14 protein-coding genes are annotated in these 17,569 nt (G+C 62.3%); 13 read left to right on the top strand and 1 reads right to left on the bottom strand.

Annotation, left to right across the window (positions count from 1 at the left end; genetic code table 11):
- Positions 1-10: 10 nt before the first annotated feature.
- Positions 11-631 carry an acyl-homoserine-lactone synthase gene (locus CHC01_RS04855; RefSeq protein WP_089262933.1) on the top strand — a complete coding sequence of 207 codons (621 nt, stop codon included), beginning with the start codon at positions 11-13 and terminating at the stop codon, positions 629-631.
- Positions 632-796 carry a hypothetical protein gene (locus tag CHC01_RS32230; protein WP_176454494.1) on the top strand — a complete coding sequence of 55 codons (165 nt, stop codon included), beginning with the start codon at positions 632-634 and terminating at the stop codon, positions 794-796.
- 946 nt (positions 797-1,742) lie between these two features.
- On the opposite strand, the gene CHC01_RS31830 is transcribed toward CHC01_RS32230, so the two are convergent.
- Positions 1,743-2,048: a hypothetical protein gene (locus tag CHC01_RS31830; protein ID WP_141137042.1), complete on the bottom strand. Its 306-nt coding sequence runs from the start codon at positions 2,046-2,048 to the stop codon at positions 1,743-1,745.
- Between the two features lie 110 nt (positions 2,049-2,158).
- On the opposite strand from CHC01_RS31830, the gene CHC01_RS04850 reads away from it, so the two are divergent.
- From CHC01_RS04850 to CHC01_RS04790, 11 genes are all read left to right on the top strand, one after another.
- A complete protein-coding gene (locus CHC01_RS04850; RefSeq protein WP_244558207.1) occupies positions 2,159-3,706 on the top strand; it encodes a Fic family protein in 1,548 nt (515 codons plus the stop codon).
- Between the two features lie 693 nt (positions 3,707-4,399).
- Positions 4,400-5,056 (top strand): TetR/AcrR family transcriptional regulator, encoded by a 657-nt coding sequence (locus CHC01_RS04835; RefSeq protein ID WP_089262925.1) that lies wholly within the window; start codon positions 4,400-4,402, stop codon positions 5,054-5,056.
- Between the two features lie 219 nt (positions 5,057-5,275).
- Complete coding sequence (locus tag CHC01_RS04830) at positions 5,276-6,562, top strand: aminotransferase class III-fold pyridoxal phosphate-dependent enzyme (RefSeq protein WP_089262923.1); 1,287 nt, start codon at positions 5,276-5,278, stop codon at positions 6,560-6,562.
- Between the two features lie 26 nt (positions 6,563-6,588).
- On the top strand, positions 6,589-8,118 hold the full coding sequence (locus tag CHC01_RS04825; protein ID WP_089262921.1) for an ABC transporter substrate-binding protein: 1,530 nt from the start codon (positions 6,589-6,591) through the stop codon (positions 8,116-8,118).
- Between the two features lie 28 nt (positions 8,119-8,146).
- Complete coding sequence (locus tag CHC01_RS04820) at positions 8,147-9,067, top strand: ABC transporter permease (protein ID WP_089262919.1); 921 nt, start codon at positions 8,147-8,149, stop codon at positions 9,065-9,067.
- Entirely contained in the window at positions 9,064-9,984 is a 921-nt protein-coding gene (locus CHC01_RS04815) for an ABC transporter permease (protein WP_244558206.1), read from the top strand. The genes CHC01_RS04820 and CHC01_RS04815 overlap by 4 nt, the downstream gene beginning before the upstream one ends.
- Entirely contained in the window at positions 9,981-10,970 is a 990-nt protein-coding gene (locus CHC01_RS04810) for an ABC transporter ATP-binding protein (protein WP_089262917.1), read from the top strand. The genes CHC01_RS04815 and CHC01_RS04810 overlap by 4 nt, the downstream gene beginning before the upstream one ends.
- Positions 10,967-11,941: an ABC transporter ATP-binding protein gene (locus CHC01_RS04805; protein WP_089262915.1), complete on the top strand. Its 975-nt coding sequence runs from the start codon at positions 10,967-10,969 to the stop codon at positions 11,939-11,941. Before CHC01_RS04810 ends, CHC01_RS04805 begins: the two co-directional genes overlap by 4 nt.
- Positions 11,938-13,404, top strand: coding sequence for an amidase (locus CHC01_RS04800; protein ID WP_089262913.1), 1,467 nt, complete (start codon positions 11,938-11,940; stop codon positions 13,402-13,404). Before CHC01_RS04805 ends, CHC01_RS04800 begins: the two co-directional genes overlap by 4 nt.
- Before the next feature lie 5 nt (positions 13,405-13,409).
- Entirely contained in the window at positions 13,410-15,686 is a 2,277-nt protein-coding gene (locus CHC01_RS04795; protein ID WP_089262911.1) for a penicillin acylase family protein, read from the top strand.
- An 88-nt stretch (positions 15,687-15,774) separates the two neighbouring features.
- On the top strand, positions 15,775-17,562 hold the full coding sequence (locus CHC01_RS04790) for an NAD(P)/FAD-dependent oxidoreductase (protein WP_089263658.1): 1,788 nt from the start codon (positions 15,775-15,777) through the stop codon (positions 17,560-17,562).
- The last annotated feature ends 7 nt before the right edge of the window (positions 17,563-17,569 follow it).

Raw genomic sequence — 17,569 nt, 5'->3', positions numbered from 1 at the left:
AGGAGACAGCATGATCAGGGTCATCGACCAATCGAACAGCGCAATGTTCGCTCCTACGCTCGATCAAGTCTTCAAGCTAAGACACGCCTGTTTCGTGAAGGAACGGGGATGGCAAGAATTTGATAAAGACGGCATCTACGAGCAGGACCAGTACGACGATCACCATGCCATCTATCTCGTCTCGCTCGATGATCAGCATGACGTTATTGGTTGCCTCAGGCTATATCCGACAACGCTGCCACACATGCTCAGCGAACAGTTCGCCTATCTGGTCGATGGACCCGTGCCAAGCTCGGCCCAGGTCATCGAGATGACCCGGTTAGCCATCAAGCCCGGACGGCGCGGTGGCGAAACCTATCACGAGCTTCTCATCGGAGTTCAGGAGTTCTGCCTTGCCCGCCATATCCTCAATGTGACCGCGGTTGTCCGGGCGCTCCGCATACCGCTCGTCCAGAAGATGGGGTATCAGTTGAACCCCTTGGGTTCTATTTATCAGATCGACGGCGATGCGACGATCGCGGTCATGTTCGACACGAGTGATTCAGCCCTCAACAACATACGTGCCCGCACGGGCGTGACTCATTCGGTCATGGAGGACATTCGCGTTCCGATGATACGGAAGAGCGCTTAGGTGGCAGGAGAATCAAATCCGGAGCCCCCAAAGGATCACGACGAACTCGTCGATGGACTGATGGCCCTCATACCGATCGCCCGATTGGTCGGCAATCCGATGACCGTGAAGCTGCTCGAAATGGCACTCCTCAACGAAATCGGCGGGGCGTCAGATCCAAAATAACATTATGTAAGCCCATGCCGCGCTCTGTCTGGCGTTACCTTAGCCGCAAATGAATTTAGATGTGCCTTGAAAACTTCACCTTTCCGTTGGGCTGTAAACCGCGCTTTGTATACGAGTCTTTCTGGACCGATCTCGCCCGATAGCAGAATCGGTTCAAACACACTGAACACGAGCAGTTCACTTCAATGAGTACAGCTTTCGCAAGTCATGGACGATCCGGTCAACTTCGATTTGGGGATGCGCTGCTGCTCTTGGAGCAATGATAGGTTCAGCTGTCCATCCAAGATCTGGATCTCTGCTCACCGATACAAGAATGCCCGTGCTGGACAGCCGAGAATTTATCACTTTCTCCAGTTGGGTGGCCGAGACCACTTTTCTCGTCATCGGGGCTACCATGTACAAATTATAATGTTGGGTGGTGATGTTGATGAAAGACGAAAATATAGGCAGGCCTAAAGACAGCGTAACTGGGCCTCAATCGTTTTCATGCCCTCTTATCTAAAATTGGGTCAGCAAAGGCTAGATCGCGCGCACTAAGGAGACGCCCGGCCACAGCGCACAAATTCCAAGCGGCTCTGGACGGCAACAGGAATGCCGTTGCCTAGGCATCGCCGTCGCGAGCCCTTCCATCCTTGCCTTCGCCGCGCCGGAGCGCTGGGAGGGCGAACAATCGCGACATCCTCGTGAGGAGGGCACCGGAGGACGGTCATCGCCGACTGGCGGGCTCGCATTTCGGCTTGACGCGGGAATGCTTCATCGACGATCTCGCTCAGGCTGCCAGATCATCCCCGGCACGCAGTTGTGGCTCTGGATGCGGTCGTCGCCATGTCGAATTTCGGCCAGCCGCCCGCGGCCGCGCGCCCGGCCTGTCCTTCGCCGGATACAAGAGAACTGTGGGCTGGGCCGCGGGACTATCGCTCGATGAGCAATCAGGGCAGATCCGAGTTCACCGTTCCGGGCGGCGGTTGATCCAGGCGTTGTGATCATCCGAGGAATTTGGAGAACAAGGTGCGCTGGCAGGTTCGCGAGCTTGAAGCGGCTCGCGAACTAGAGCGGAAACGGTGCTGGAGGCATCGAGGTCAGTGAGCTGGACATCAGCCTGCCAAACGACGTGAAAGCTGCCGGAATGACCCGCGAGGCCAAAGAATGGAAAGAGCGAAAGGAAAAGCTCGGCAGCACTCAAAAGCAAGATCGGCCTTGGGGCCGCAGGATCAGCCCTAAAATCCGTGCAGCCGAAGTGATCATTTTTCATAATTTTTAACTTGCGTGAAGATTTTTCATGAATTACGTTGGCTTTTGAACAAATCGGCTTCGGAGTGAGGGTTTTTCAGGGGGGCGTGAGAGTTTTTCAGGGATTTTAACGTGAGCAAGGGTTTTTCAGGGCCAGTGAGTGTTTTTCACGACAGAAGGTTGCCGGAGACGGCGACCCCTGCGGGATATGCCGCCCTGATCAATGCTTACGCCCTTGAGGCACCAGTCCCGCGCACACTTAGCGCGATTGGCACAAAACACCGTATTATCAACGATTCAGGTTGGCGCATTTACACGCCGCGCCACGCGCCGGAAGCCAGTCTCGAAGGTCACCTGACCTTTGCCCTTAAGAATGAAGGTCTCGACCTCGCCGTCCTGAAGCGGCTCTTCCTCGCCGTAAAGCCGGGCGACATCGCAGAACTGGTCCGGCAAAAGCCGACCGGAGTCTACACGAGGCGCGTCTGGTTCTTGTATGAATGGCTGCTCGGCAACGAACTCAAAGTTTCCATCGAAGACAAGGTCACATACGTCGATGCAGTCGATACCGACATGCAATTTGCAGGGCCGGGTCAGAATTCTGCAAGGCACCGCGTGCGCAATAACATGCCGGGAACTCGCGATTTTTGCCCGATGGTCTTTAAGACGGCAGCGCTTGAGGAATTTATAGCGCTCGACCTGGAGGAGCGCGCCCGCGTTGTCGTCAGTGAGGTGCCAAAAGACTTGCTTGCGCGCACTGCCGCCTTCCTTCTCCTGAAGGACTCAAAATCGAGCTACGTCATTGAAGGCGAAATGCCGCCGCAGGATCGCATTCAGCGTTGGGGGCGGGCTATCGGCGAAGCCGGGCGAACCCAGCTCGACGATCAGGAACTGCTGCGCCTGCAGCGCATCGTCATCGGCGACGAGCGTTTTGTGAAACTGGGTTACCGCGGCCAGGGGGGCTTCGTAGGAGAACATGACCGCGATACACAGCGGCCTATTCCGGATCACATAAGCGCACGGCATGAGGACCTGGATTTTCTCATCAAGGGACTGATCGAATTCGACCATGCAGCTGCAAATGACATCGATCCCGTCATTGCAGCTTCCATCCTTGCGTTCGGCTTTGTGTATATTCATCCTTTCGAAGATGGAAATGGACGTATTCACCGCTATCTGATGCACCACGTGCTGGCACGGCGCGGGTTCAATCCTGCTGGCGTGCATTTCCCGGTCTCGGCAGCAATCCTCGATAAGATCGATGAATATCAGAACGTGCTTGAGAGCTACTCCAGCCGATTGCTTCCTCTCGTCAAGTGGGAGGCCACCCAAAATGGCAACGTCAAGGTTCTCAACGACACTGGAGATTTCTACCGCTTCTTCGACGCAACGCCGCATGCAGAATTCTTGTACTCTTGCGTCCGGCAGACCATTGAGCACGATCTGCCCAACGAGACGCAGTATTTGCAGAATTTTGACAAGTTCAGGACGGGCGTTGAAGGCCTGGTCGATATGCCCGAACGCACGCTCAATAACTTACTCGGTTTTCTGCGTCAAAACGGTGGGCGGCTATCTAAGCGTGCGATTGAAAATGAGTTTGCTGCGCTGACGGCGGAAGAGATATCTTCAATCGAGGCATTGTACAGCACCGCCTTTGGCCAAGACGGCGACACTCCTGAGTGATCATCCCCCTCCCGATGCGAGCACGTTCACCGCCTCCAGGGGAGGAGCGTCGCTCGAAGGCTACCAGTATCAGCTCGATGTCTTCATTCTCATGGCGCTCGATCTTGTCTTGGCCCGAGAAAGTCGCGCCGGAGATTATTCTTGAGCCGACAACGGAGGAATATCTGGAGGCAGACCTTGAAGACGAGCTGGGAGCGTTGTCTGAAACAATGGCTTTCGATAATTATCGCTTGGTCGTCCAGTGCAAACTTCGAAGCACCGGCCGTGGAAACATGTGGCACTTAGCTCTCTTCTTGCTCATGGGAGGAAACGCAAGCCTGCGCGCGAACGGCTGACAGACTCTAATGTTCGCTATCTTTTGGACCAGCGCCGACTTAGACGGCGTGGCGCGAGGATTGTGAATGGAGAATACAGGCCAGACGCCTGCAGCAGAAGATTTGCCCCTGAGATGGGTAAACACCTGCCAGCAGATGCGGGCTGGCGAATTGCAGTACTGAGCGCGATGAATCAAGAGAAGGTCAATTCGCGAACCGAGCGACTCCTTTTACAGTGCTTTGATAGAGGCGCGTTTGAAGGCCAGGACAGTAAGCGGGGATTGGTCTCAGCGCCGTCGCTGGCTCATTGCCACTCCCGCTACGACGCGATAATCATCTCGACGTACAACCAGCTGCAAGATCGGCGGTACCGCGTCAGATGAATCCGTCTTTTACCTCCCGGCCGCTCAGCGGAGCGCGCAAGCCCGTCCGCAAGCACGCGCAGGAGCGGTTCGACACGCTGCTGGATGCGACCGAAAGCTTGCTGGCCGATACCGCCAACGAAGATGTCAGTCTGGCGCAGATCGCTGATATCGCCGGCGTTCCGCTGGCGTCGGTCTATCATTTCTTTCCCAATCGCAACGCCGCCTTTGTCGCGCTCGCCCAGCGCTTTCATGCCGAGTTGCGCGCGCGGGCACAGCAGCGACAGGATCCCGCACCGACAAGCTGGCAGGAACACCTGGCGCACACGCAGCGGCGTGCGACATCGTATCTCAACGGCCGGCCGGCCGCGCTCCGTCTGTTCATGGGGGCGGGGGTGAGCGTTCAGGTCCGCAACATCGATATGGAAGGCAACGCCCGTATCAGTCGCAGGCGAGCTGAAGAATTCAGCATCTATTTCGACATGCCGCGCATTCCGGAGCTTGAGAACCGGATGGCCACCGTGCTGGCCATGTCGGATGGCATCTGGGCGCTGTCCTACAGCATCCATGGGCGCATCACGGATGCGTTCGTCGACGAGTCGATCCGCGCGTCGGTCTGTTATCTGCGCTGCTTCCTGCCGGAAATAATCCCGCCCGCGCCTGCGCCGGTCTGATCTCCTAATCGAATTAATTATCGGATTTGATGGGCTATGGCACCGCGCTTGCATGGTGTCGGATGCACATATGCGCTGCATCTTGCTTGTGCAGTGCGGTGTGTGAAATCAAAGCACGTCGGCTATTTCTTCACTCTTGCCGTAAGTCGAATTTTCTATCAGTTTATATCGAGTACGCTATGTGCGCCAACGCGCCGGCCGGTCTGGGGAAACATCGCGATGTGGACGAACGCCAAGAACGCAGCGCTCCGCGAACGGGCCGCGCAGGTCATCCCCGGCGGCATGTATGGCCACATGTCGACCGCGCTGTTGCCGAGCGAATTCCCGCAATTCTTCGCCCGCGGCAAAGGCTGCCGGATCTGGGATGCCGACAATAACGAGTATGTCGACTTCATGAGCGCATTCGGCCCCAGCCTGCTGGGCTATTGCGATTCCGACATCGATGCGGCTGCGCAAAGGCAGCAGGCGCTCGGTGATGCGCTCAACGGGCCGGGCGAGGTGATGGTTGAGCTTGCCGAGCAGTTCGTCGCCACCGTGTCGCATGCGAGCTGGGCGATGTTCTGCAAGAACGGCACCGACGCCACCACGATGGCGATGGTGGTGGCGCGGGCGCATACCGGCCGGCGCATCATTCTGGCCGCCGAGGGAGCCTATCACGGCGCGGCGCCATGGTGCGTGCCGGCCACGCGCAGCACCGGTACGCTGCCGGAGGAGCGCGCCCATGTGGTCTATTACAAGTACAACGATGCGCAGAGCCTGACCGACGCATTCCGCAAGCACGATGGCCAGATCGCGGCGGTGTTCGCCACGCCGTTCCGGCACGAGGTGTTCGCCGATCAGCACGATCCCGATCTCGAATACGCGCAGACCGCGCGCCAACTGTGCGACGAGAGCGGCGCCTTGCTGGTGGTCGACGACGTCCGCGCGGGCTTCCGGCTGGCGCGCGACTGCAGCTGGTCGCGACTGGGTATCGCGCCCGATCTGAGCTGCTGGGGCAAGTGTTTCGCCAATGGCTATCCGATTTCGGCATTGCTGGGCTCTGAACATGTGCGGGCCGCCGCGGGCAAGATTTTCGTTACCGGCTCGTTCTGGTTCTCCGCCGTACCGATGGCTGCGGGCATCGCGACATTGCGGCGGATCAGCCAGACGGACTATCTCGAGCGGATGATTGCCACCGGCCAGCAGCTGCGCGACGGGCTGGCGGCGCGCGCGCGTGCGCACCAGTTCTCGCTGCGGCAGACCGGCCCTGTACAGATGCCGCAAATCCTGTTCGAGGACGATCCGGATTTCCGCATTGGTTATGCGTGGGTCGTCGAATGCCTCAAGCGCGGTGCCTACTTCCACCCCTATCACAACATGTTCGTATCGGCCGCTCATACTGCGGCGGATATCGACGTGGCGCTGGACGCCGCTGACCTCGCATTCGAAGCGGTTCGCAAGCGGCGTGGAGATATCCCGCCGGTGGCCCAACTCGCTTCACTGTTCAAAGCACGCGCCGACGCCTGACCTTACGCACTGCCGAGGAGTTCGTCATGATGATTGCTTCCCGTTTCCTGGCCATTCTCGGCTGCATCGCTCTCGCCGCAGTCCCTGCAGTTCCGGCGCATGCGTCCAAGGCGGACGATACGATCCGCATGCCGGCGGACCAGGTGCTTCCCGATATCGACCCGTATTTCAACAACGAGCTGCTGGGCACCGTGCTTGGCATCAATGTCTGGGACAGCCTGATTTTCCGCGATCCCGCCACCGGCGAATTCAGGGGGCAGCTCGCTACCGCGTGGCGGGTGATCGATGACACCACGGTTGAATTCGACCTGCGCAAGGACGTCAAGTTCCACAACGGCCAGCCGTTCACGGCGGACGACGTGGTCTACACCATCAACTTCATCGCCGACCCGGCCTCCGGCGTCACCAACCAGCGCAACGTCTCCTGGCTGAAGAATGCCGAGAAGCTCGATCCCTACAAGGTGCGGATCCATTTCAAGGCGCCGTTCCCGCCGTTCATGGATTACTTCGCGCTGCCGATCATCATCCATCCGCACGAATACTACGCCAAGGAAGGACGCAAGGGGCAGAACGTCAAGCCGGTCGGCTCGGGGCCGTACCGCATCACACGCTACGAGCCCGGCAAGATCATCGTGCTGGAGCGCAACCGCGACTACTATCCCGGCACGGTGAAATCCAATGCCAAGGTCGGCAAGGTTGAGATCACCTTCGTGCCTGATATCCAGACCCAGGTCGCCAACCTGATGACCGGCGGTGCGGATCTTCTGACCACGCCGATCCCGCGCGACATGACTGACAACGTCGCGCTGAACCCGATGCTGCAGGTTGCCGGCGTGCCGACGATGCGGCTGAACTTCCTGCAGTTCAACGTGCTCGACACCACCGCCAGCCCGGCGCTGAAGGACGTCCGCGTGCGCAAGGCGATCATGCATGCCATCGACCGCGAAGCGCTGGCCAAGACCACCATGGGGCAGGGCTACACGCTGCCCAAGGTGCTGTGCTATCGCGACCAGTTCGGCTGCATCGACAAGGATGTCGCCGGCTATGAGTATAGCCCACAGAAGGCCAAGGACCTGCTCAAGGAAGCCGGCTTCGCCAATGGCGTCGATGTCGTGATGAACGCCTTCACCTCGCGCGAGTCCGCCGAGATCATGCAGGGCTATCTCGGCAAGGTCGGCATCCGCGCCAACATCGTCTACGAACAGTATCCGGCGGTGCGCGAGAAGCAGCGCAAGGGTACGTCGGGCATGACACTGGCGAGCTGGGGCTCCTATTCGGTCAACGATGTGTCGGCGATCCTGCCGGTGTATTTCGGCAACGAGGGCGACGATACTGCCCGCGACAAGGAGGTCGCCGATCTCATCAACCGCGCCGGCGCGGTGATGGACCAGAGCGCCCGTGCAGTCGATTACGCCAAGGCGCTGCAACTGATCTCGGAACGCGCCCTTGCAATGCCGCTCTATTCCGTTGGCCGCAATTATCCCGCCAACAAGGAGCTGAACATGGGGCGCCAGACTAGCGACCGCATGATGTTCTGGGAAATGAGCTGGCGTTGACCGCGGAAACCCGCATGATGGTTTGCGCATGACAAGATATCTGCTCGGACGTATCGCGCTGGCGATCGCAGTGGCCCTCGCGGTCTCCGCTCTCGCGTTTCTTGTCCTGCGCCTGTCAGGTGACGTCGCTATCGCCATCGGCGGTGACGGGGCGTCCGACGCCGACCTCAACATCATCCGCGAAACCTATGGCCTCAACCGGCCGCTGCTGGTGCAGTATGCCGCGTGGCTTGGGCAGACGCTGAGCGGTGATTTCGGCAGCTCGTTGTATTTCAAGGTGCCGGTCTCCGAACTGGTGCTGCAGAAGCTGCCGACCACGGTCATCCTCGGTGTTGCCGGACTTGTCCTTGGCCTGGTGCTGGCGCTGCCGCTTGGTATCGCCGCCGCGATCTGGCGCAACAGCTGGGTCGACCGGCTGGCCATGGGTATCGCAGTGATCGCGCAGGCGGTGCCGACCTTCTTCGTGGCGCTCGTGCTCATCATGTTGCTCGCCGTGTGGCAGCGCTGGCTGCCGGTGTCGGGCAGCGGCACCTGGCAGCATTTCGTGATGCCGACGATCACGCTTGGCCTTTATGTGATGCCGCCTTTCATGCGGCTGATCCGCTCCAACATGATCGAGGTGCTGTCGGCCGACTATGTCCGCACTGCCCGCGCCAAGGGACTGCCGGCGCGCACCATCGTCATGCGACACGCCTTCCGCAACGCCGTGGTGCCGCTGATCGGGCTCATCGCGGTACAGCTCGGTTTCCTGCTCGGCGGGTCGGTTGTCGTGGAGTCCGTATTCGCACTGGACGGGCTCGGCTATCTCGCCTTCCGCAGCATCTCGTACAAGGATTTCCCAGTACTGCAGACGATCGTTCTGTTGCTGTCGCTGATCTATGTCGTGCTCACCACTTTGGCTGACATCGCCAATGTCTGGCTCGATCCTCGGCTGAAGGTCGCGTCGTGAGCATCATTACAGCAGTGCCCGACGAACCCGTTGCGGCGGCGGTCGCCGTCGATGCAGCGCCGTCGCGACGACGTGCACTGCTGCGGCGCGCTAGGGCCAATCGTCCGTTCATGCTCGGGCTGTCGCTGCTAACGCTGATCGTGCTGCTCGCTGTCGTCGGCCCACTGTTCTACAGTCTCGATCCCTATGCGCAGGATCTGACCACCCGTGCCGTCCCGCCGGTGTGGTACGCCCGCGGCTCGTGGGCGCATGTATTCGGCACCGACGCGCTCGGTCGCGATTATCTGGCGCGGCTGCTGCATGGCGGCCGCGTCTCGCTGCTGATCAGCCTGTCGGTGGTGATCATTTCCGGCTCGATCGGCACCGCGGTGGGCGTGGTCGGCGGGTATTTCGCCGGCAAGGTCGATCTCGGTATCACCTTTCTGATCACGTCGTTTCTGGCGATGCCGAGCATTCTGGTCGCGCTGGTGATCGTCTCGATGGTCGGTAGCTCGCTGACGGTGGTCATCCTGGTGCTCGGCCTGCTGATGTGGGTCCGTTTTGCGGTGGTGACGCGCACGGCGACGCAGCAGATTCGAGGGCTTGATTACGTTGCCGCAGCACAAGCTATCGGCGCATCGCGCTGGCGGATCGTGTTCGGCGAGGTACTGCCGAACGTCATGCCGCAGGTCATCGTGGTGGCAACTCTGGAGGCCGCCAGCGCTGTGATCGTCGAGGCCTCGCTGTCATTTCTCGGGCTCGGCGTGCAGGCGCCGACGCCGTCCTGGGGGCTGATGATCGCCGAGGCGCGCACCTACATGTTCTTCGCCTTCTGGATGATCGCCATTCCCGGCCTGTCGCTCGCTGCGCTGGCGCTGGCCATCAATCTGGTCGGCGACGGGTTGCGCGATCTGTTTGCCGCGGGGAGCCGCAATTGAGCACGCCATCCCCCGTCCTCGACGTGCGCAATCTGAGCGTTGATATCGCCGCCAGCGGCGGCGTGGTCCACGCGGTGCGCAACGTGTCGTTCAGCGTCGCGCGCGGGGAGACATTGTGCATCGTCGGCGAATCCGGCTGCGGCAAGTCGATCACCTCGCTGGCGCTGATGGACCTGCTGCCGGCTGCCGCCAAACGTCGCGCCGACAGTATCAGCATCGCCGGCCGCGATCTCACGCGTGCCAGCAAGCGCGAATTCAACGCGCTGCGCGGACAGCGCATGGCGATGATCTTCCAGGAGCCGATGACCGCGCTCAATCCGTCGCTGACCGTCGGCGTGCAGATGTGCGAGTCCTACCAGCATCACCGGAAGGCCTCGATGGCGCAGGCGCGTGAACGCGCCGTGCATCTGCTCGGACGCGTCGGCATCGCCTCGGCCGAACAGCGGCTGGGGCAATATCCGCATCAGCTCTCGGGCGGGCTGCGGCAACGCGTCATGATCGCCATGGCCTTGATGTGCGAGCCGGAGGTGCTGATCGCCGACGAGCCGACCACGGCGCTCGACGTGACCATCCAGGCGCAGATCCTGCGGCTGCTGATCGAATTGCAGCGCGATCTCGGCATCGCCATCGTGCTGGTCACCCATGATCTCGGCATCGTCGCCCAGATCGCGCATCATGTGGCGGTGATGTATGCCGGGCAGGTGGTCGAAACCGGCAATTGCGAGCAGATCTTCAACCAGCCGCGGCATCCCTACACCCGCGGCCTGCTGCGTTGCATCCCGGTGCCCGGTCGCACCGCGCCGGGCGGTCATCTCGGCATCATCCCGGGCACGGTGCCGGCGCTCACCGGCGCACTGCAGGGCTGCATGTTTCGCGACCGCTGCGATCACGCGCTGCCGATCTGTTCCGCGGCGCCGCCCGTTCGCAGCGACACCGACGGCCACGACTGGCGCTGCATTCTCGACAAGACGGGGCGCGCGGCATGACGACTGAAACCCTGATGTCCGTGCAGGACCTGCATCGCTCCTTCAGCGTCAGTGCGGGCATGTTCCGGCCCAAGCGCAAGCTGCAGGCGGTCAACGGCGTCTCGCTCGATATCCGCCGTGGCGAAGTGCTCGGCATTGTCGGCGAGTCCGGCTGCGGCAAGTCCACGCTGGCGCGCATGCTGCTCGGACTCATTCCGGCAAGCAGCGGCCAGGTCAGCTTCGATGGCGAGGATATCGCCACTATCGACCGCAAGCGGCTGGCGCGCCGTGTGCAGCCGGTGTTCCAGGATCCGTATTCCTCGCTCAATCCACGGCAGACGCTGCTCGATCTCGTCAGCTTGCCGCTCCGCGTCCATGGCATCGGCAACGCCGCCGAGCAGCGCAAACGTTCGCTGGAAATGCTCGATCGCGTCGGCCTGCCGGCGCGGTTTGCCGATCGGCTGCCTGGCGAACTGTCAGGGGGCCAGCGCCAGCGCGTCGCGATTGCGCGCGCACTGGTGATGAAACCAGACGTTCTGGTCTGCGACGAGCCGACCTCGGCGCTCGACGTCTCCGTGCAGTCGCATATCCTCAACCTGTTGGTCGACCTGCGCGCCGAACTCGGCCTGACCTACATCTTCATCAGCCACAATCTCGCCGTCGTCGAGCACATCGCCTCACGCGTGGCGGTGATGTATCTCGGCCAGGTGGTCGAACTCGCCGACGCCGCGACGCTGTTTCGCGCGCCGGTGCATCCCTATACGCGCGCCTTGCTGATGTCGGTGCTGACGCCAGAGCCGGGTCGCGGTATCCCCGATCCCGGCCTCGGCACGGCCTATCCTGATCCGCTGCATCCGCCCGCCGGCTGCACGTTCCATCCGCGCTGCGCGGTGCGCCTGCCGGAATGCAGTGCCGTCGTTCCGCCTGCCATCACCACTTCATCAGGATCCATCGCCCGCTGTGTGCTGGCGCAACGAGAGACCGTTTCATGAGTCCCGCTTCCGATACCGACCTCAGCTCCTTGCCGGCGCGAAAGCTCGCCGCGATGATCCGCAGCCGTGAGACATCCTCGCGCGACGTGGTCGAGGCGTTTCTTGCCCGCATCGACGGGCTCAATCCGCAGTTCAACGCCATCGTCTCGCTGGTCGATCGCGGGGAGGTGCTCGCGCAGGCCGACGCGGCGGATGCGGCGGTCGCGCGCGGGGATGCAGTTGGCCCGTTGCACGGGCTGCCGCAGGCCATCAAGGACACCATCCCGGCGCGGGGCATGCGCTCGACATTCGGCTCGCCGCTGTTCGCAGACAACGTGCCCGAGGTGGAGGCCATCTTCGTCACACGCATGCGTAAGGCCGGCGCGATTTTCATCGGCAAGACCAATGTGCCGGAATTCGGCCTAGGTTCGCACACCTACAATCCGGTGTTCGGACCGACCCGCAATGCCTGGAACCCCGAGCGCAGCGCCGGCGGCTCCAGTGGCGGCGCGGCCGTTGCGATTGCGCTGCGGCTGTTGCCCTTCGCCGATGGCGGCGACATGGGCGGCTCGCTGCGCAATCCTGCAGCGTTCAACAACGTGCTGGGCTTCCGCCCGTCGCAGGGCCGCATTCCGCAATGGCCGCGCGAGGAAGCGTTCCTCAAGCAGCTGGTAACCGACGGGCCGATGGCGCGCAGTGCCGACGACCTTGCGCTGCTGCTGTCGGTACAGTCCGGCTACGACGTCCGTGCGCCACTGTCGCTGGACGGCACCGTGCCCGACTGGCACGGCCAGCTGCAGCGCGATTTCCGCGGCGCGCGGATCGGCTGGCTCGGCGATCTCGGTGGCAGGCTGCCCTTCGAGGCCGGCGTGCTCGACCTCTGTCACGGCGCATTGTCGCGTCTCGGCGATGCCGGCGTGGCGCTGGAGCCGGTCGCGTCACAATTCGACTGGGAGCGGATCTGGCGCGCCTTCGTGGTGCTGCGGCAGTTCAGCATCGGCGGCGATCGCCTCGGCGTCGCCTATGACAGACCGGAATTTCGCAAGCTGATGAAGCCCGAGCTGCAATGGGAAATCGAGCAGTGCCGCGCACTGACGGTGGCCGACGTGCAGCGTGCGCTGCACGATCGTACGGCCTGGTACGATCATCTGCTCGAATTGTTCGGCGACTATGAGTTCCTCGCGCTGCCATCGGCCCAGCTTTTCCCGTTCCCTGTCGAATGGACATGGCCGAAGGAAATCGCCGGTCGCGCCATGGACAGCTACCACCGCTGGATGGAAGTGGTGACGCCCGGGACGCTGTCGGGCTGCCCCGTCATCAGCCTTCCGGTCGGCTTCGGCGCGGCAGGCCTGCCCATGGGCGCGCAGATCATCGGCCGTCCGCGCGACGACCTGTCAGTGCTGCAGCTCACGCATCTTTACGAGCAGGTTGCACCTTGGATGACAAAGATGCCTCCGGCAGCCCAGATCAGCACAGGGAAGTGACGTCCATGTCTCCGAGTTCGATATCTCTGCCCGGTCTTGAAGTGCCGGTCGATCTCTGGCGCGATCAATGGGGCATTCCGCACCTGCGCGCAAAGGGCGCCGGTGATGCATTCTTCGCGCTGGGCTACGTGCATGCTACCGATCGCCTGTGGCAGATGGATGCGCTGCGCCGTCGCGCGACCGGTCGTTATGCCGAATGGCTGGGCCCGGCCGCGCTGCCGGCGGATATGCTGGCGCGGCGGATGGGCATGGCCGAATGCAGCCAGCGCGATGCCAGCGCCGCCAATGCCGAGACTCGCGCCATGCTGGAATCCTACGCGGCCGGCGTCAATGCACGGGCGACGACGGCTGAGCTCCCGCCAGAATACGCACTGCTCGACGCGACTTTCGAGCCCTGGGAGCCGTGGCACAGTATAGCCGCCTTCCGGCAGGGCAGCCTGCTACTCAATCCCGCTTATCCCAAACTCTGGCGCGCCATCGCATTGCCGGTGGTGGGTGAAACCGCCATGGCGCAGTTGCGGATGGACGACGGCGGCGACGAACTGGTGTGCCTGCCGTCCGGCGTCAGTGCGCGGCGAACCGAGTTGAACCTTGAGACTTTGCAGACCGCGATGTCCGAACTGCTGGCGCAGGCCAGTCTCGATGCGACGGGGGGCGGCAGCAACAACTGGGCGGTCCATGGCTCGCGCACCGCCAGCGGGCGACCGCTGGTGGCCGGCGATCCGCATCGCCTGCTGGATATGCCTAACCTCTATCTGCAGTGCCATGTCGCCTGCGACGAGTTTGACGTGATCGGCCTGACGACGCCCGGCGTGCCCGGCTTTCCGCATTTCGCGCACAATGCTGACGTGGCTTGGTGCGTGACCGTGGCTTTCGTTGATACCACCGACATCTATCTCGAGCGCTTCAAGGACGATGGCCATAACTATCTGCTGCGGACCGAGACCGACGGCAGCGCGCCACACTGGATCGGCACCCAGCGTCGGGTCGAAACCATTCGCGTTCGCGGGCGGGCAGCGGTGGAATGCGAAGTGCTGCGCACGGCACGCGGACCCGTCGTCGCCGGCGACGCGCGCAGCGGATCGGCGTTGGTGCTGCGTCATACGCCCGACGCGGAAACGGACCGGTCGTTCGACTGCATGCGGCCGATGCTGCGCGCCAACAGCGTGGACGCGCTGTACGAAGCCTGCCGTGGCTGGGGCGTCATCGATCACAACCTCGTCGCCGGCGATACCACAGGGCATATCGGTCATCTCGTGCGCGCGAAAATTCCGCGACGGTCGGCTGCCAATGGCTGGCTGCCGATGCCCGGCTGGCTCGATGCGCATGCCTGGAAAGGCTTTGTGCCCTGGGAGCGCATGCCGCGCCAGATAGATCCCGACGCCGGCATGATCGTCACCGCGAACAATCGCATCGTCGCACAGCAGGACGACTACCTGACCACGGATGCCCACCCGCCGCATCGCGCCCGGCGGATCTGGGAACGGCTGCAGGCGATGGACGCTGCAACGGTCGATGACATGGCGGATGTGCATCGCGATCTGCTGAGCATTCCGGCGGTGGAGATCTGCGCGCGGCTGGCCAAGGTGCCGCTGACCGACAATGGCGCTGCGGCACTGCGCGATCGCCTGGTGGCCTGGGATCATCACATGCGCGCCGACTCGGTCGACGCCAATGCGTATGTCTCGCTGCGGCTCACGCTGGCAGGCATTGTCAAGCGCGTCAGCGGGCTCGGCGTGCTTGATCCGGCGGAACAGCGAACGATTCCGCCCGGCCTGTCGATCGACTACGAACTGAACTGGGCGATGCCGCGGCTGCTGCGCAGCGGCGACACCTCGCTGATCGGCGACGCAACATGGGACGACCTTCTCGCCGAGGCGCTGACGGTTGTCGCGCGCGAGCCGCTGATGCCGTGGGGCGATCGCCATCACCTGCTGCTCAGGCATCCGCTGTCGACGGTGTTTCCCGACGAGGCATGGCTGGCAACGCGCGATCATGGTCCGGTCGGCGGTGACAACGAAACGGTGTTTACTACCGGACATGTGCCACGCGTCGGCACCCATCCGGCCTATGCATCGATCGCGCGCTATGTGTTCGACATCGGCAACTGGGAGGCCTGTCGCTGGATCGTGTTCCACGGCAGCGCCGGCAACCCGCAGGATGCGCATTACGATGACCAGAGCGCCATGTGGTGCCGCGGCGAGCTGATCCCGATGCATTACGACTGGGCCGTGGTGGCGCAACATGCAACATCGAAGGCAACGCTGACGCCGCGATCCTGACTGCGCAAACGACCAAGAAGAAACGTATTCCAAGGAGGCTTTGATGTCGCTCTCACCCACCGCCGAGACCGCGCCCGATGGCGTGCGCATGCAGGCGCAGGCCTGGCTCGACTCATTTGCCGGGGCGCTGTCGAAAGCCGATCCGGCCGCCGTGGTCGCGCTGTTCGATCCCGAGGAATGTTTCTGGCGCGACCTGATTGCCTTCACCTGGAACGTCACGACGCTGGAGGGTGGCCCGGCCATCCGTGCCATGCTCGATGCAGCGCTGGCAGATGTACAGCCGGGCGGATGGGTTATCGATGAGCAGGCCGCGGCCCCCGACGAGCGCAACGGCGTTCTCACGATCTGGCTGCGATTTGAAACGGCAGTCGGCCGCGGCCGCGCCATCGCCCGGCTGCGCAACGGCCGCTGCTGGACCCTGCTGACGACCATGTATGAGCTCAAGGGCTTCGAGGAAAAATCCCGCCATCACCGCATCCGCGGCGCCGAGCATGGGGTCAAGCGCGGGCGCACCACCTGGCTCGAACAGCGTGATCGCCGACAAGCATCATGGGGCGAGACCGAGCAGCCTTATTGCCTGATTGTCGGTGGCGGGCAGGGCGGCATCGCGCTGGCGGCGCGGCTCAAGCGGCTCGATGTGCCGACGCTGGTGATCGACCGGCAGGCACGGCCCGGCGACACCTGGCGCAACCGCTACAAGTCGCTCTGCCTGCACGATCCCGTCTGGTACGACCATCTGCCCTATCTGCCATTTCCCGACGACTGGCCGGTCTTTATGCCGAAAGACAAGCTGGCCGACTGGCTTGAAGCCTATGTGAAGATGATGGATCTCGATTACTGGGGCTCGTCGCCCTGCCGCAAGGCGCGCTATGACGCGGCGAAAGGCGAGTGGGAGGTCGAGGTCGAACGCGACGGCCGGATCGTCCTCCTGCGGCCGAAGCAGCTTGTCTTCGCGCTCGGCGCATCCGGCTATCCGATCGTTCCCGACATCGCCGGTGCGGAGACATTCGCCGGCGAACAAATGCATTCCAGCAAATTCACCAGCGGCGAGCATTATCGCGGCAAACGTGTGGTGGTGATCGGTTCCAACAATTCGGCGCATGATATCTGCGCCGATTTGTGGGAGCACGAGGTGGATGTCACCATGGTGCAGCGGTCGTCCACGCTGGTGGCGCGCACCGAGACATTGCTGGATGTAGTGTATGGCCCGGTCTATTCCGAGCGCGCGGTGGACAACGGAATCAGCACGGAGAAGGCCGACCTGCTGGCCGCGTCGATGCCGTATCGCCTGATGCCGAGGGTGGCTGTGGCGCAGTGGAAGACCATCGCCGAGCGCGACAAGGACTATTATGCGCGGCTCACGGCAGCGGGCTTCATGCTCGATTTCGGCCAGGACGGCTCCGGCCTCGGCACCAAATATATCCGGCGTGGTTCGGGCTATTACATCGATGTGGGCGCCTGCGAACTGATTGCCAATGGCGAGATCAAGCTCAAGAGCAATGTCGGTATCGAGCGCATCGATCCGAACGCAGTCGTGCTGAGCAACGGCGAGGCGCTGCCGGCCGACGTCATCGTCTATGCCACCGGCTTCGGATCGATGAATGCCTGGCTGGCCGACCTGATCTCCCCCGAGGTCGCTGACAACGTCGGCAAGTGCTGGGGCGTCGGCTCGGATACGGCGCGCGATCCAGGGCCCTGGGAAGGTGAATTGCGCAATATGTGGAAGCCGACCCGGCAGCGCGGCCTGTGGATCCATGGCGGCAATCTCAGCCAGTCGCGGTCTTATTCGCAATATCTCGCGCTGCAGCTCAAGGCGCGCAAGGAAGGCCTGCCGACACCGGTGTGGAACCTGCAGCAAGTGCATCACCTGCGCTAGTGGCGCA

This window comes from Tardiphaga sp. OK246, from assembly GCF_900188215.1.
Taxonomy (GTDB): domain Bacteria; phylum Pseudomonadota; class Alphaproteobacteria; order Rhizobiales; family Xanthobacteraceae; genus Tardiphaga; species Tardiphaga robiniae.
The sequence above is the reverse complement of the archived record's forward strand: the minus strand, read 5'-3'. Positions and strand labels throughout refer to the sequence as shown.

What these genes read in the sequence shown, in the direction of transcription:
- CHC01_RS04830 (WP_089262923.1), top strand. Translation starts at nt 5,276, where the DNA reads ATGTGGACGAACGCCAAGAACGCAGCGCTCCGCGAACGGGCCGCGCAG.
- CHC01_RS04795 (WP_089262911.1), top strand. Translation starts at nt 13,410, where the DNA reads ATGTCTCCGAGTTCGATATCTCTGCCCGGTCTTGAAGTGCCGGTCGAT.
- CHC01_RS04835 (WP_089262925.1), top strand. Translation starts at nt 4,400, where the DNA reads ATGAATCCGTCTTTTACCTCCCGGCCGCTCAGCGGAGCGCGCAAGCCC.
- CHC01_RS04825 (WP_089262921.1), top strand. Translation starts at nt 6,589, where the DNA reads ATGATGATTGCTTCCCGTTTCCTGGCCATTCTCGGCTGCATCGCTCTC.
- CHC01_RS04855 (WP_089262933.1), top strand. Translation starts at nt 11, where the DNA reads ATGATCAGGGTCATCGACCAATCGAACAGCGCAATGTTCGCTCCTACG.
- CHC01_RS04820 (WP_089262919.1), top strand. Translation starts at nt 8,147, where the DNA reads ATGACAAGATATCTGCTCGGACGTATCGCGCTGGCGATCGCAGTGGCC.
- CHC01_RS31830 (WP_141137042.1), bottom strand. Translation starts at nt 2,048, where the DNA reads ATGAAAAATGATCACTTCGGCTGCACGGATTTTAGGGCTGATCCTGCG.
- CHC01_RS04790 (WP_089263658.1), top strand. Translation starts at nt 15,775, where the DNA reads ATGCAGGCGCAGGCCTGGCTCGACTCATTTGCCGGGGCGCTGTCGAAA.
- CHC01_RS04800 (WP_089262913.1), top strand. Translation starts at nt 11,938, where the DNA reads ATGAGTCCCGCTTCCGATACCGACCTCAGCTCCTTGCCGGCGCGAAAG.
- CHC01_RS04805 (WP_089262915.1), top strand. Translation starts at nt 10,967, where the DNA reads ATGACGACTGAAACCCTGATGTCCGTGCAGGACCTGCATCGCTCCTTC.